The sequence below is a fragment of the Chryseobacterium sp. PCH239 genome (assembly GCF_018924625.1).
GTDB lineage: Bacteria > Bacteroidota > Bacteroidia > Flavobacteriales > Weeksellaceae > Chryseobacterium > Chryseobacterium cucumeris.
The window spans coordinates 3,242,958-3,258,326 of record NZ_CP073027.1; the positions used below are offsets into that span (position 1 = coordinate 3,242,958).

The 15,369-nt window shown below is 35.9% G+C and carries 13 protein-coding genes; 5 read left to right on the forward strand and 8 right to left on the reverse strand.

The features are described 5' to 3' along the window. Positions 1-6: 6 nt before the first annotated feature. The 3 genes from KBP46_RS15025 to KBP46_RS15035 are packed head-to-tail and all read right to left on the reverse strand — an operon-like array spanning position 7 to position 2,409. On the reverse strand, positions 7-1,410 hold the full coding sequence (locus tag KBP46_RS15025; RefSeq protein ID WP_120232327.1) for a radical SAM protein: 1,404 nt from the start codon (positions 1,408-1,410) through the stop codon (positions 7-9). A gap of 10 nt (positions 1,411-1,420) precedes the next feature. Then, complete coding sequence (locus KBP46_RS15030; RefSeq protein ID WP_062672838.1) at positions 1,421-1,657, reverse strand: hypothetical protein; 237 nt, start codon at positions 1,655-1,657, stop codon at positions 1,421-1,423. Beyond that, positions 1,654-2,409: a prolipoprotein diacylglyceryl transferase gene (locus KBP46_RS15035; protein WP_062672837.1), complete on the reverse strand. Its 756-nt coding sequence runs from the start codon at positions 2,407-2,409 to the stop codon at positions 1,654-1,656. The genes KBP46_RS15030 and KBP46_RS15035 overlap by 4 nt, the downstream gene beginning before the upstream one ends. Before the next feature lie 61 nt (positions 2,410-2,470). Here KBP46_RS15035 and KBP46_RS15040 point away from each other — a divergent pair, with 61 nt between their 5' ends. Then, entirely contained in the window at positions 2,471-3,511 is a 1,041-nt protein-coding gene (locus tag KBP46_RS15040; RefSeq protein ID WP_062672835.1) for a GMP reductase, read from the forward strand. A gap of 43 nt (positions 3,512-3,554) precedes the next feature. Here KBP46_RS15040 and KBP46_RS15045 read toward each other — a convergent pair whose 3' ends face one another. From KBP46_RS15045 to KBP46_RS15065, 5 genes are all read right to left on the reverse strand, one after another. Next, on the reverse strand, positions 3,555-4,874 hold the full coding sequence (locus KBP46_RS15045; protein ID WP_216443592.1) for a hypothetical protein: 1,320 nt from the start codon (positions 4,872-4,874) through the stop codon (positions 3,555-3,557). Between the two features lie 3 nt (positions 4,875-4,877). Further along, entirely contained in the window at positions 4,878-5,621 is a 744-nt protein-coding gene (gene fabG, locus KBP46_RS15050) for a 3-oxoacyl-[acyl-carrier-protein] reductase (RefSeq protein WP_041461954.1), read from the reverse strand. 175 nt (positions 5,622-5,796) lie between these two features. After that, positions 5,797-7,308 carry a WG repeat-containing protein gene (locus KBP46_RS15055; RefSeq protein ID WP_216443593.1) on the reverse strand — a complete coding sequence of 504 codons (1,512 nt, stop codon included), beginning with the start codon at positions 7,306-7,308 and terminating at the stop codon, positions 5,797-5,799. 6 nt (positions 7,309-7,314) lie between these two features. Continuing rightward, a complete protein-coding gene (rsmI, locus tag KBP46_RS15060) occupies positions 7,315-7,989 on the reverse strand; it encodes a 16S rRNA (cytidine(1402)-2'-O)-methyltransferase (protein WP_216443594.1) in 675 nt (224 codons plus the stop codon). Between the two features lie 2 nt (positions 7,990-7,991). Continuing rightward, positions 7,992-9,473 carry a hypothetical protein gene (locus tag KBP46_RS15065; protein WP_216443595.1) on the reverse strand — a complete coding sequence of 494 codons (1,482 nt, stop codon included), beginning with the start codon at positions 9,471-9,473 and terminating at the stop codon, positions 7,992-7,994. A 61-nt stretch (positions 9,474-9,534) separates the two neighbouring features. Between KBP46_RS15065 and KBP46_RS15070 the strand changes: the two genes are divergently transcribed. The 4 genes from KBP46_RS15070 (at position 9,535) to ybeY (ending at position 15,361) form a co-directional block, all read left to right on the forward strand. Beyond that, positions 9,535-10,122: a thymidine kinase gene (locus tag KBP46_RS15070; protein ID WP_062672824.1), complete on the forward strand. Its 588-nt coding sequence runs from the start codon at positions 9,535-9,537 to the stop codon at positions 10,120-10,122. A gap of 205 nt (positions 10,123-10,327) precedes the next feature. Beyond that, complete coding sequence (locus tag KBP46_RS15075; protein ID WP_216443596.1) at positions 10,328-12,775, forward strand: bifunctional UDP-N-acetylmuramoyl-tripeptide:D-alanyl-D-alanine ligase/alanine racemase; 2,448 nt, start codon at positions 10,328-10,330, stop codon at positions 12,773-12,775. Between the two features lie 2 nt (positions 12,776-12,777). Beyond that, positions 12,778-14,937, forward strand: coding sequence for a patatin-like phospholipase family protein (locus tag KBP46_RS15080; protein WP_120232319.1), 2,160 nt, complete (start codon positions 12,778-12,780; stop codon positions 14,935-14,937). A gap of 4 nt (positions 14,938-14,941) precedes the next feature. Further along, on the forward strand, positions 14,942-15,361 hold the full coding sequence (gene ybeY / locus KBP46_RS15085) for an rRNA maturation RNase YbeY (protein ID WP_034694045.1): 420 nt from the start codon (positions 14,942-14,944) through the stop codon (positions 15,359-15,361). Positions 15,362-15,369: the final 8 nt, after the last annotated feature.

Here is a 15,369-nt window from a genome sequence, read left to right on the forward strand (position 1 = left end):
ATATGGCTAAAATAAAACTTTATCTTCTTTCCTGAGTTCTTCCAGATAAGCCTTTTTTTCATCTCTGTAAAAGAGGTTCATGGTTTCAAAAGGTATTAGCTTCAGGTCTTTATTGACAATATGTACGCACGACTTCTTCACCGCTCTTACATCAAAATCATGAGCATCCATAAAGTTCATGATAATTATTCTGAAAAGGTTATCATAATCGAGATCCGGAGCACAAACATCCGGCAAGCAGCACAGTAACTGATTGACTTTAGGCTGAACTTTATCTACGGAAATTCCGGTGCTGAAAATATCCAGCAGCTGCATATGCAATCCTTTATCCTGTTCATAAACAATGGTATTCCTTGATTCATTATTCAGAAGATCTGCAGGATTGATATACCGGGTTAAAGGAATTGTTTCGCCCTGCAGTTTCAAGATATATCCCATAGCAAGAGCATCCGGATTACATGGAACGGGAATAATATCATCAGAATTTAATAACGGAAACTGATTGATAATTTCCTGTCTTACTTCAGTTAAGGTAATTTTTTCATGAGCAGAATCTTCCCGGTTTCTTCCGGCAATTTCAACCGGCTGAAAGGTAATTCCTCTTACGCACTTCTGTTTTAGGGCAAATTCTATAATTTTTCCAATTTCATCAATATTTTTATCTTTTTGAAGAACAATAACCAGTGTCGTAGAAAGGTTAAGCTCATTGAGTTTTTCCAATGCTTTCATTCTGACCGCGGTAAGATCCTTCCCTCTGAAATCTTCCAGGACTTCAGGTTTAAATGAATCAAACTGAAGGTAAATTTCAAACTCGGGAGCATAGGTCGCCAATCGTTCAGCAAATCCCGGATCATTGGCTATTCTGATTCCGTTGGTGTTCAGCATCAGATGTTTGATCGGTTTTGATTTGGCAATATCCATAATTTTGAAAAATTCCGGATGGATTGTAGGTTCTCCTCCACTGATCTGCACCACGTCTGGTTCCCCTTCATTTTTTACAATAACATCAAACATAGCCTCAATTTCTTCCAGGCTTCTGTGACTTCCATAGTGGGGTGAGGACATTGCATAGCAGGTTGGACAGGTCAGATTACAACGGTCTGTAACTTCTACGATAGAAAGACAGCTGTGCTGTTCATGGTCTACACATAATCCACAATCATAAGGACATCCATATTCCACATCGGTTCCGAAATGAAAGGGCATTTCAGAGGCTTTATTATAGTTTCTTATATTTTTATAATACTGTACGTCAGAAGCTATTTTTGTTTTAAAAAATCCATGATCCGGACATCTTTTGGTCATAAAAACAGTTTCGTCCTCAATAATGATTTTGGCTCCTACCCTTTTAAGACATTCCGGGCAAAGGCTGATTGTATAATCGTAATAGGTATAATTTCTTACTGGCATAGCAATTTTTTTAAAGTCCTCCGCAAATATAACCGCTGATTAATCCACAGATCAGAAGAGAGATCAGCATGGTCTGAATAAATTGTTTTCTGGTGAATTTTTGGTCTCCTTTCCTTTCATAAATAAGTTTTGTAATAAAAGCGACGATGAGGGAAAAAACCAGTGCAGCCAAAATAATTGCACCAATAATCATTATCACTACCCCAGCCAGATTGAGATTGCCTTCTAAAATAGTTAATGTTTTCATCTTGAATATTTTAAATATAAAGATCCGGTATTTTTGATTTTATAAATGTAGTAAATAATTACACAGATACACACCATTTGAATTGTACCTATATTTCCAATGATTTCTATTCTTGGTTTTATAAAATCCAAAAGGAATCTGAATGTAAAATAGCTGAGCATAAACAGCTGAAAAATAAAACCGGAAGGGTATTTTTTACGATTCTGAATATACTTTAATCCCATCCACAGAAGAAGTAAAAAGGCTATTTCATACAAGGCAACAGGATGTCTGAGATATTGGTCCCCCAAATACATTCCAAAAACAGAATCAGTAGGAATACCATACGTTTCTTCATAAACCCCTGTAAGAAAACATCCTATTCTGCCTATAATCATGGCCAATATCAGGGGAAAAACAATAAGATCTCCCGTACTTTCTTTATGATGTACAATCTTTTTTGCCAGCTCTACTCCCAATAAACCAAAAGCCAGTCCTCCTACAATAGTATTGTTTGACCAGACCTTTCTGAAGGAAAAATTTTCAAATAATGCATAAGGATTTTCAAGATTACCGATCAGCTTGGAACCTATCAAAGCTCCGGCAGTAGCACCAATTAAAACTGCCGCAGAAGTATTGAAGGAAAGTTTTTCCTTAGACTTACGTTTCAGATAAAAATAATATCTCATGCCCAAAAACATTCCGGCAGCCTCAAAAAGCGGATGCGCAAGGATTGTTTTGCCGAAAATATGAAATGTTACAGGAAAATCCATTGTTTCAAAAATACACTATTTCATATTATTCACTACCTTTATTCTGACAAATAATTACAAAATGCGTATAGAATATGACATAAAACTGGGGTTCAAGGATGTAATGTTCCGCCCTAAGCGTTCTACTTTGAAATCCCGTTCGGAAGTTGATTTACTGAGAGAATTTACCTTTAAACATACCAGGAAAAGATGGACAGGAGTCCCTGTAATTGCAGCCAATATGGATACGGTAGGAACTTTTGAAATGGCAGTGGAACTGGCCAAGGAGAAAATTATTACCGCGGTTCATAAGCATTATACTCCTGAGGAATGGAGCAAGTTTCTCAACAGCCAGCCTGAAAGTATTCATCAGTATATTGCACTGAGTACCGGAACCGGAAAAGCTGATGAAGAGAAAATAAAACAGATCCTCGATAAGCACCCAAAAATTGAGTTTCTCTGTATAGATGTAGCCAATGGTTATTCTGAGCATTTCGTTGAATTTGTGAAGAAAGCAAGAGCCAATTTCCCGGATAAAATTATTATAGCAGGAAATGTGGTTACCGGAGAAATGGTAGAAGAACTTCTTCTGGTAGGTGCAGATATCATAAAAGTAGGTATTGGACCTGGATCTGTGTGTACGACCAGAGTAAAAACAGGAGTGGGATATCCTCAACTTTCTGCGATTATTGAGTGTGCAGATGCTGCTCACGGTTTGGGAGGGCATATCATTGCTGACGGCGGATGCAAAGTTCCCGGTGATGTAGCAAAAGCTTTCGGCGGCGGTGCAGATTTCGTAATGCTGGGCGGAATGTTTGCCGGGCATGATGAAAGTGGTGGCGAAATGATTGAAGAAAACGGTAAAAAATACCGCCTTTTTTATGGAATGAGTTCTAAAACAGCCATGGATAAGCATTCCGGAGGTGTGGCAGAATATCGTGCTTCTGAAGGAAAAACAGTAAAAGTGGCTTATAAGGGGCCTGTTTCAGAAACGGTAAAGGATATTTTGGGAGGTGTACGATCTACTTGTACTTACGTAGGTGCCTCAAAGCTTAAAGAACTTTCCAAAAGAACTACTTTTATCAGGGTTCAGGAACAGGAAAACCAGGTTTTTAAGGACTAAAAATACAACAAAAGGCTTTAGATTGATTATCTAAAGCCTTTATTTATTCTTTTGTTCTGATGTATTTTTTATTGAAATATTTTTCAAGCTGATCATTTACATAGGTTTTTTCCTCTTTTACAGAAGCCATTTCATCCATATATAAAATTATGGGAACTTCTTTTATTTTATCTACCACAACAGAATCCTGAGACGAGTTTTTAATTATATCAACTCTTTCATTCATCTCTCTTTCATATTCCTTAAGATCTGTAGTCAGAAGCTCCATAACTATATTTCCACCATTAAAATCCATGTTAAAATAAGAATATTTCTCCGGGAAAACTTTGGGCTCAGGTAGAAAAACAATGAAAAGAGAAACCCACCAGAACTTTTTAATTTTTTCAAATTTAAAAAAGACGATCAGAGATAAAGTGATTAGAAAATAGAAGATAATACTTTCAAATTGCCTTGCAATGGAGGTTAGAATATACCCTGTAAATAGTAAAGGAACCAATGAAACCACCCAGAATAAAACAGCTTTTTTAAAGGTTATCTGACTCATTATCTTTTTGAGTTCTTCTTCAAAAACCATCATAAATAATGGGAGTAATAATAGAACTTTGGCAGCAACATAGAGTGTATTAGCTCCAAAAAGGCCTATTCTTTTTACCCATTTTATAATTCCTTGTTCGCTTTCCCCCATTCTGTTGAAGTTCCCAGGTGCAAGAAAACTTACCAATAAAAAGACGCTTGCAGTCAATATCAACGTCAGATTTTTCTTATTGCGTTTCTGATAATAAGTCACCAACAGAATTCCCCATACAATCAATGCTAGAATTTCATTGGAACCCATCAGCAATATAATAAGTAGTAGAGAAAGAGAAAACCAGATATTCTCTCCTGAATCTTTATTTTTTTTAATAAAATAGAGTAAAATACCCGCTAAAATGACAGGAACGAAATAGATATTGGAACCTGTAATCCAGAAGTAATGCTCAGGCAGACTTACCAGAAGCATGGTATAAAAGAAAAACAAAAGGAAGCCTTTCTTAATAGACTCTTTGAAAGAATAATTGAAATATTCTTTCAAGTTTACTGCGGAAACTCCAATAAAGGAGAGCATTAAAAAAACAGGATAGATTTTCGGAACAATATTTTTACTGTCATAAAAGACAGGATTAAACATATTTATAGAATATCCAAAATACCTTCCGCCCCATGTTGTATAGGTATCCGTAAAACATTGTAACAGCCCAAGTTTTCTGGTGGCATAGGAACAAAAATAATCATCGGTCTGGTATACATTAAAGAGACTAATGTATGCCAGACCGATGATTAGTAAAACGGACAAGAATAATACTATATTCTGTGGTCTTTTCATTTTTTATGTTAACATTCCGCCGTCAACGTTTAATGTCTGTCCGGTAATGTATGCCGACATTTCGCTGCCTAAGAATACACATGCATTGGCGATATCTGCAGGCTGTCCTCCTCTCTTCATTGGAATTTCTTCTCTCCATCCCTGAACTGTTTTTTCATCCAGAACAGCAGTCATTTCCGTTTCGATAAATCCAGGTGCAATTGCATTACATCTAATATTTCTTGATCCTAACTCCAGTGCTACAGATTTTGTAAATCCGATCACCCCGGCTTTAGAAGCTGCATAGTTGGCTTGTCCGGCATTACCCTTCACACCTACTACAGAAGTCATATTGATGATAGATCCTGATCTTGCCTTCATCATCGGCTTGATTACCGCTTTTGTAAGGTTGAAAACTGAATCTAAATTTACTTTGATTACTTTATCCCAATCTTCTTTGGACATTCTCAATAACAGGTTATCTTTTGTAATCCCTGCATTGTTTACCAAAATATCAATCTGCCCGAACTCTGCCATTACTTCCTCCACCAATTTCTGAGCTGCATCATAATCTGATGCGTCAGACTGATATCCCTTGATTTGGGTTACAGAACTTAAAGCTGCTTCTAATTCTTTTGCTTTGTCTACAGAGCCGGCGTAGGTAAATGCTACTTTTGCCCCTTGCTGAGCAAACATTTCAGCGATACCTTTACCGATTCCTCTTGTAGCTCCGGTAATTAGTGCTACCTTTCCTTCTAATATTTTCATATCTATTGACAATTATTTTCTTTTTATAACTCGTTCAGCTTGTGACAGCTGCCTCTTCATGTTTCTACAATTCCTTTCCGGAATTAAACGGTTTGCAAAGATATTATAAAATGTTATTCAACCCATTTAAATTGTCAAAATACTACTATTTTTTTGATGATTATCAGGATTTTCATTAAAGTTGACCAAAATTATTTCTGAATCTGGTGAAATAAATAAAGTCTGTTTTTTTACTCTTATCCAGTCTTAATACCTCTTTCTGCCAAAAGTATTTATCATAAATAATGTCTTTCAAAGGCTCATTCTGAAAATTGGAAACTCCAAATTTTCCTTCTTTTTTAACGACAATTTCGTTTTCAGCATTTCCGAATGTTATAATATCTTCGTATACAAAAGGTACAATTTCTGTTCCCTTCCCATCCAGGACTCCATAAAAGTTGTCTGTGTTTCTGCAGACCAAAGGTTTTGAATATTGATTGAGAGGATTAAAATAGTCAACATCTTCATTTTTTATCTGGCTGATATTTTTCAACTCAGATAATGACTGATCTTTCACTGAAAACCTGTAGTAACGATTATCTTTTCCAACAATAAGATTATCAGGATAAAAACCTAAAATCCGGACCCCGTCACCCACAATATTTTTAAGATCTTTATCGAGAAACTTCTCTTCATTTCCTTTTTTAAGGTAAATAAAGTCTTTCCCAGAAATGGTAAAACTTCTGATGAAATCATATTCCAGTGGAAGAATAACATTTCCTTCCAGATCTATAATTCCTGATTTCTTTACCTTATCATTGTAGACACCAAAATAATTATTCAATAAAGGATTTAGATATTTAAAAGTCTGCACATACAGCTTCTTGTCTTTTTTGCTGAAAACTGTTGTCTTTCCGTTTTTTGTAAGGTAGATATACTCTTTTTTACCAAAGTATTCCGGGGTGATATCATTATAGATTTCTTCAGCAATTGTTTTTCCATCAGCATCAATCAAACCATATTTTCCTGTAGCCTTATTTTGGGTAACCAGATAAGGATAGGCATTGATATTTACCACTTGTTTTGAAAATTTATGCAGAGTCTCTCCGTTATTTCCAATGATTTCTTTTTCATTGTCTTCATTGATGATCAATGCTCTACCCTCATACAAGCTATAGTCTTCTTTAAATTCGCGATTGCTGAGTTGTTTTCCTTTAAGGTCGTAGAGAAACCATTTTTTATCTTTTAAAACCAAGAGTCTGTTCTTCCCTGAAAAACGAATCTTTTCAGCATAAGGAATAATTTCCTTTCCATTAAAGTCATAGACAGCTTCAGCATTCTGTTTTGATGAGATGATACAATCTTCACTCCACCATGGGGTATTAAATTCCTGATCGTTGAGAGGAATAAGTTCTGTTCCTTTTTCGTCAATAACAGCTGATTTTCTGCCATTTCCTTCCTCAGAATATAGAATAAACCGGTTTTTAAAAACATGCAGAATACCTCCTTTGTAAGGGGATTCAAATGTAACCGTTCCTAAAGAATCTACAATTCCCTGTTTCTTGTAACCAGTATCATAGAATGTTCCATATCCTTCCGAATAAGAACTGATCTCCTTCCCTGTTTTTTTCGACAGGATCACCTTCATATATTGGTTAGTCTGTGCTGTACAGACTACAGAAAACAATACAAAAACTAATTTTTTCAAAGAAAATTAAATAGAATTATTGACAATAAGAACGATCTCTCCTTTTAAAGTTTTACTCTTGGAGAACTCAATTAATTCATTGATTGTCCCTCTTTTAGTTTCTTCAAATTTCTTAGAAATCTCACGGCTTAAGCTTACCTTGGTTTTTTCTCCGAAGAATTCTTTGATCTGTTCCAGAGTGGTATTAATCTTATGAGGGCTCTCGTACAAAACGATGGTCTTTTTTTCTTCTGCAAGCTGCTTCAGTTTGGTTTGTCTTCCTTTTTTCTGCGGCAGAAATCCTGCGAATAGAAATTCATTATTAGGAAGCCCCGAAACCACAAGTGCCGGAATGAGCGCCGTAGCTCCGGGAAGGCAAATCATGTCAATATTATTATCTGCTCCTGCTTTGGCCAGCAAATATCCGGGATCTGAAATACCAGGTGTTCCCGCATCGGTAATAATAGCGATATTCTCACCATTTTTAAGATCTGTAATCACTTTCTCCGTTGCCTGATGCTCATTGTGTAAATGATAGGACTTTAAAGGCTTGGAGATCTCAAAATGTTTTAAAAGTATTCCTGAAGTTCTGGTGTCTTCACATAAAATATAATCTACTTCTTTCAGAACATTTACCGCCCTGAATGTCATATCTTCCAGGTTCCCAACAGGTGTGGGAACAAAATATAGGATTCCGCTCAAAATTATAAGAATTTATTTTCCACCAATATCCAAAGTCTCTGTGCATATTCATCCACCTTATTCCATTTTCTGTCATAGTACAGATCACTAAGGTATTCTTTGGCTTCTTCCAGTGTTCTGAATTGATTCAGCTGATAAACAGTATCGTTCAGATCTGCCTGGCTTCCCTCAAAAAGCATCTTTGTAAAGGCAAGTCTGTCATTCAGATCCAGTTTAAATTCAGGTTTCAGCTTGTCTGCTTCCATGAAATTGGTCGGAATATTGGATTTCAGAATACTTCCTTGGTCTTCTGTTACAACCGGAGAAGTTTTCTCTTCTTTGTGAAGCTCCAGATGGTCGTCATCAAAAAGTGACTGAACAGCCTTCATTCCTTTGATATTGGCTAATTTTATTTTTTTCTCCCGATGGTATTCTTCTAAATTTTCGAAGCTTTCATCGGAACGATGTTTATCTGTTTTTTCAGTAACAGGCTTATCGATTTCGACAATATTTCTTCGGTCATATACTTCAGCCAGAATACTTTCTTCTTTTGCAGGTTCTTCTGAATGGTCATTTTTAATCTCACTCAGAATATTTTCAACATTGGAAGTTTCTGTAGCCATTTCTCCCTGTTCTATGGAAACATTTGAAACCACAAATTGTTCTTCGTTTTCTTCAATCAGTATTTCATCATCCAGCGTTTCTGTATCAAAAATGCTCGGAATTGTTTCCGTTACAGAAGATTTTACATCATTTACTACAACAGAATCCGTTTCTTTTTCAGACTTCGTCACAATAATTTCATCTTCCTGTTCTTCTATTTCATTGAGCTGATTAGTGAAAACAGCTTCTTCCTCTGTGACTTCATTATAAAACAGATCTTCGTTAAGATCTTCATCCGAATCCGGTGTAGAATCTGCAAGAATTTTATCTTCATCTACAAAGCTCAAAACTGCTCTCTGTTCCTCTGAAATTTCATTTTCATCAATTTCATTCAGCTGATTATTAAAAACAGCCTCTTCTTCAAGGGGTTCATATTCTGGAGTCTCTTCCTGAATATTTTCCGGTAATTTTTCTTCCTTGTTTTCTTCTACAAAGCTTACAATATTTTCATGGAATTCATTTTCAACAATTTCATTCAGCTGATTGTTGAAAACAGCTTCTTCATCAGGTTCGTCTGAAAAAACTTCATTTTCATCAATTTCGTTCAGTTCATTATTGAAAATTGCTTCCTCCTCCGTCACTTCGTTTCCGGTATCATGATGATCTGTTTCTCCTGAAACAAAAGAGACATACTGATGGTCTGGATTCTGCATCGGATTGTCTGTTACGAAGTATTCAATATTTTTTTCCAGCAGTTTCAAAAAAGAAATCCTGTTAGCAAGCTCATCTACAAGATCTTGCTTGGAAAGTAATTCGTCTATATTGCTTATTTTGTCCAGATTATCAATGATATTCATGGATTCAAAAAAAATCTTTTCCTTTAAATCTTGGATATTCTGCATAATAAGATTCTTATTAAAATTGCTTACTTTTGATGTTAAAAATATACGGCTAATTTAACAAATGTTTTTAGAAAATACAATTAATCATTCCAAACAAAGTGGTTGGATGGAAGTGATTTGTGGCTCTATGTTTTCCGGTAAAACCGAGGAACTTATCCGCAGATTGCGAAGAGCGGAAATGGCAGGACAGAATGTGGAAATTTTTAAACCAAAAATGGATGTACGGTATTCTGAAGAAGATGTAGTTTCCCATAATCAGAATAAAATCCGCAGTACAGCAGTAGAAAACCCTAATGAAATTCTTCTGCTGGCTTCGAATTGTGATGTAGTAGCCATTGATGAAGCTCAGTTTTTTGATGAAAGCATTGTTGATGTTGCCAACCAGCTTGCCAATAGTGGTATCAGAGTAGTTATTGCAGGGTTGGATATGGACTTTTTAGGCCGTCCGTTCGGGCCAATGCCCAATTTGATGGCGACTGCAGAGTATGTTACAAAAGTGCATGCTATTTGTAAGAGAACCGGTAATCTTGCCAACTACTCGATGAGAACTTCACAGGGAGATAATCTGGTGGAACTGGGAGAAACAGAAAGTTATGAAGCAGTAAGCCGCCGTGTTTTTATTGACGAAGTACTTTCAAAAAGAAAATAATCGGATAAAGCAGACGACGAAATCACTAAATTGTAAAACTGTTTGCTATAAACCGTAAAATATATTCAATAATATAAAATGAAAAGCGAAAAAGCTACACTGTAAAATATTTAAAAAGGAAAAACAGGATGATGTCATAAATCTCAGCCCTTTTACTATTTTACCTTTTTGCCGGTTCGCTAAAAAAAAAGCAGAAAGGGTACCAATGAATTATACAGTACAACACATTGCAGAGATCACCAGTTCACAGGTCATTGGTGACGGAAGTTTATTGATCAAAAATATAGCATACGATAGCAGGATTATTTATTCTATCAAGAATACGGCTTTCATTGCGATCAATACTCACAAAAATTCCGGTGAAAAATTTATTGAATCTGCAATGGACAGGGGTATCAATGTCATTATTTCTGAACATCACTATCCGGAGTTTGAAAATATAACCTGGATTATTGTTGAAAATTCCGTAGAGTTTCTTCAAAAATTAGCAAAGTATCATTTCGAAAATTCTCATTTACAATCGATCGGAATTACAGGAAGTAATGGTAAGACTATTTTAAAAGAATGGTTATATCAGTGCTTATGGAACGAGTTTCCTACGGTAAAAAGCCCTAAAAGTTTTAATTCCCAGGTTGGTCTTCCTTTGTCTCTTCTTCAGATCAACAGTTCCCATCAGCTTGGGATTTTTGAGGTAGGAATTTCAAAACCGCATGAAATGGAAAAACTTGAAAATATTTTCCACCCTCAGATCGGACTGCTCACGCATATCGGAACTGCTCACGCGGCCAACTTTTCTTCCGAGGAAGAATTGATTAATGAAAAAATTATTCTTTTCAAAAATTCTGAAGTGATCATTTATAATGGAGATAATTTTTTGGTTGATCAAAAAATTAAAAAATCCTATTCTGATAAAAAATTAATTTCTTACGGTTTTAAAAAAGAGAATCAGGTTTTCATCAAAAACAATATTTCCAAAGATGAAAACATCATCGTTGAATATTTAGGTGAAGAAATCAGTTTTCCGGTTCATCAGAGAGACGAAGCGACATTAACCAATGCTATGGCGCTTATCTCGGTACTCAAGGAACTGAATATCGAAAATAAAAAGATCGTTGAAAAAATCAACCTTTTAAAAGCCGTTGAAATGAGGCTTGAAGCAATTGAAGGAGTTAAGGGCAATATTGTCATCAACGATTCTTTTAATCTGGACCTCGACTCTTTGAAGACTGCCCTGCAGTTTTTGAATGAATACAACAAATCTAAAAAATCACTGGTCTTAACAGATATTGTAGGAGTAAACTCCAACGCCAAAGAATTATATGAAGAAGTTTCTGAACTGGTGAATGAGCAAAATTTTGACTCAGTCTTCTTAATTGGCGATGAAATATCAAACTTTAGTGAATTATTTAAAACTAAAACATATACTTTTATTGATACTAAAGAGCTCATTGAAAGTAAACATCTTACTGAAATAGAAAATCAGATTATTCTGCTCAAAGGAGCCAGAAAATTTGAGATCGAAAAACTGAAAGATATTCTTGAACTCAGAAAGCATGATACGGTATTGGAAGTAAACCTTAATGCAATTCTTCACAATATCAACTATCATAAATCATTGCTGAAACCGGGAACTAAAATGATGGCAATGGTGAAAGCCAACGCTTACGGGCTGGGAAGCTTTGAAGTATCAGAATTTCTTCAGCATCATCATATAGATTATCTTGGGGTAGCCTATGCAGATGAAGGGGTAGAACTTCGTAAAAAAGGGATCACCACTCCTATTATTGTGATGAATCCCGAGCAGCACAGTTATCAGACGATTATAGAATATAACCTGGAGCCGGAAATTTACAGTTTCAGAGTTTTGGAATTATTTTATGAAGCCGTTCAGAAATCCGGATATGATAAAAAATACCCGATCCATATCAAGCTGGAAACGGGAATGCACCGTCTTGGTTTTAAAGATTTTGAGCTGGATCAGTTAAGCGAAACTTTAAGCCACAAAAATGTAAAGGTTCAGAGTATGTTCAGTCATTTATCATCTTCTGATATGCCTGAAGAAAAAGCATTCACTTTGAAACAACTGGAGATATTCGAAAAAAATTCCGATTACCTTATTGAAAAACTAGGCTACACTCCTATCCGTCATATTCTGAATTCGGCAGGAATTACCAGCTATAAAAATCATCAGCATGACATGGTGAGAATCGGTATTGGTATGCTGGGAGAATCTGCAGATCCTGAAATTCAGAAACAATTACGATCTGTGGTAAGCTTTAAAACCGTAATTTCACAGATATCAACCGTTGAAAATGGTGAATCTGTAGGCTACAGCAGAAGATATAAAGCAGATCATCCTACAAGAATTGCAACGATTCCTGTGGGATATGCAGACGGAATTCCAAGATTGATCGGAAATCAGGTAGGAAATGTAGGTGTAAATAAAACTCTTGCACCTATCGTCGGAAATATCTGCATGGATATGATGATGATTAATGTAGACCATATTCCCAACGTAAAAGAAGGTGATACCGTAACTGTTTTCAACGCCAAACCAAGCTTAAAAGAATTCGCAGGATACTGCAAAACGATAACCTATGAAGTATTAACCTCCATTTCCCCGCGGGTGAAACGGATTTATATAAAAGATTAACTATGAGAAAACTCCTGATTCTGCTTTTCATATTCCCACTGTTATTGATCCATTCTCAGGTAAAAAAAAATCTGGTAATTCCGAAGAATCCAAAAATAGGGCTGTCTCTGGCCGGTGGTGGTGCCAAGGGTTTTTCACATGTCGGAGTTCTTAAAGTACTGGATTCTTTGGGAGTGAAAGTAGACTATATTTCCGGAACAAGCATGGGAGCTATCGTAGGCGGATTGTATGCCGCCGGATACTCCGGAAAAGAAATAGAAAAAATAGTCATGGATACAGATTTCTATTCTCTTATTATGGATCCAAAGTCCCGGCAGGAAGCCAGCTTTTTCAATAAATCTGTAGACAAATATCTTTTATCCATTCCGCTCAAAAACGGTAAAATCACACTTCCTTCCTCTATCAGTACCGGACAAAGAAATGTTTATCTTCTGAAAGAACTTTTTAAAAACGTTTCCAATATTGAGGACTTTTCCAAAATGCCTATTCCTTTCCTTTGTGTCGCTACCAATCTTGAAAGCGGCAATATGCAGATTTTTGAAAAGGGAGATCTCGTACAGTCTATTATGGCGAGTTCTGCGTTCCCTTCTTTAATGGATCCGGTAAAAATTGGGGACAGCATTTATATTGACGGAGCGATGACGGTAAACTACCCCTCAAAGCCTTTAAAGGACAAAGGAATTGACATCGTCATAGGTGTGGATCTTAATCAGGATCTTTCTAAAAGAGAAGATTTAAACAATATTATAGCCATTCTAAACCAGGTCATAGATTTCGGTATCAAAAGAGATACCCGAAGACAATACAGATATACAGATATCAATATTAAACCCAATCTGAAAGGGATGTCCGCTACAAGCTACGATGATAAAAAGAAAATTCTGGACAGCGGATATGTGGAAGGTATGAAATATTCCCAGGTATTAGACCAACTGCCAAAGAGATCATTTGACCGTCTCAGACAACAGGTGAACCCTATATATTCGAATGTTTATAAAATAGACAGTATTTCTATTGAAGGAAGCAAAATTTATGGTAAAAACTACACGCTGGGAAAAATGGGACTACGCCTCCCCTCCTTACAGACCTATGGAAGCATTAATAAAATGATAGATAAACTGGTTGCTACCAACAACTACAAATTTATCAATTATGATATCGTTCAGGAGAATGACGCCAATTACCTGAAGCTTTACGTCACTGAAGATGATGCCCGTCATTTTTTAAAATTCGGATTGCATTATGACGAAGTTTTTAAAACGGGGCTTCTTTTGAATTATTCTGCAAAAAGGCTTTTATTCAAAAATTCAAACCTTTCGGTGGATCTCGTTGTAGGAGATCGTCTCAGATATTACCTTAATTATTTTGTAGATAACGGATATATTCCGGGAGTTGGCCTCTATTCATCAGGAATGAGCTTTGATATAAAGAATGTAGATAATTATGTAGTAGACCGCTGGGAATGGATCAGAAATGAAGCTTATATACAGTCGACCTGGAAGGATAAATTTGCCATTGGCGGCGGTATTAGCCACGATTATTTTAAAGCAGAAAACAGCAATGGAGATAACAGGCGATACAGCCGTTTTCTGAACCCTTATGTTTTTATTAAGACCGATACTCAGGATGATAAGGAATTCCCTACAAAAGGGGTTTATTTTGCAGCAGAAGGAAAGGTTGTAGATCTTTTAAAGTCTGAAGTTGATAAAAGAATCATTCAGATTAAAGCGGACCTTAAGCTTAATATTCCGCTAAGCAAACAATTCAGCTATCGTCTCAATCTGTTTGGAGGAGTTACTATCGGTGAAAACCTTCCAGGCTATTACCAATACAGATTAGGCGGAATTTTTGAGCAGAATCTCATTAATTTTAAAAGTTTTGGTGGATTCTATTTCGCCCAGTTGTATACAAACAATGTAATACTGGCATCAAATGATGTTCAGTTTAAGTTTAATAAAAACTATTTTATCAGCGGAAACTTTACCTTTGCCAACTTATCAAACGATATTAAGTTTGAAGATGCAGTTAAAGTAAATTATAGCTCACTGGGAATTACGGCAGGTTACAAATCTCCTTTCGGACAGATAAAAGTAAACTTCAGCCACTCCCTAAAAAATAACCAAAAAGGTATATTCAGTGTTATATTAGGACACTGGTTTTAAAAAAATGATACAGTTCTTTTACGAAAACTTACCAGAATCGGTAAGTACAGATTACAAAAAATGGCTGGAAGATCTTATTCTTTCAGAAGGAAAAAAATTAGGAGAAATCAATTACATTTTCTGTGATGACGAATATCTTCTTAAGATTAATCAGGATTATTTGCAGCATGATTATTATACAGATATCATCACTTTTGATTATGTAAAAGGTAAGACAATAAGCGCTGAGATTTTCGTATCTTTGCAGCGCATTTCTGATAACGCCTCTACCCTTTCCCGAGATTATGAAGAAGAATTAAGAAGGGTTTTAGCCCACGGTATTTTACATCTTGCAGGCTATAAAGACAAGACGGAAGAGGAAGAAAAAGAGATGCGGAGAATGGAAGATCTGTACCTGGATAAATACAGGGATTTAAAGTTTTAAAATTGAAG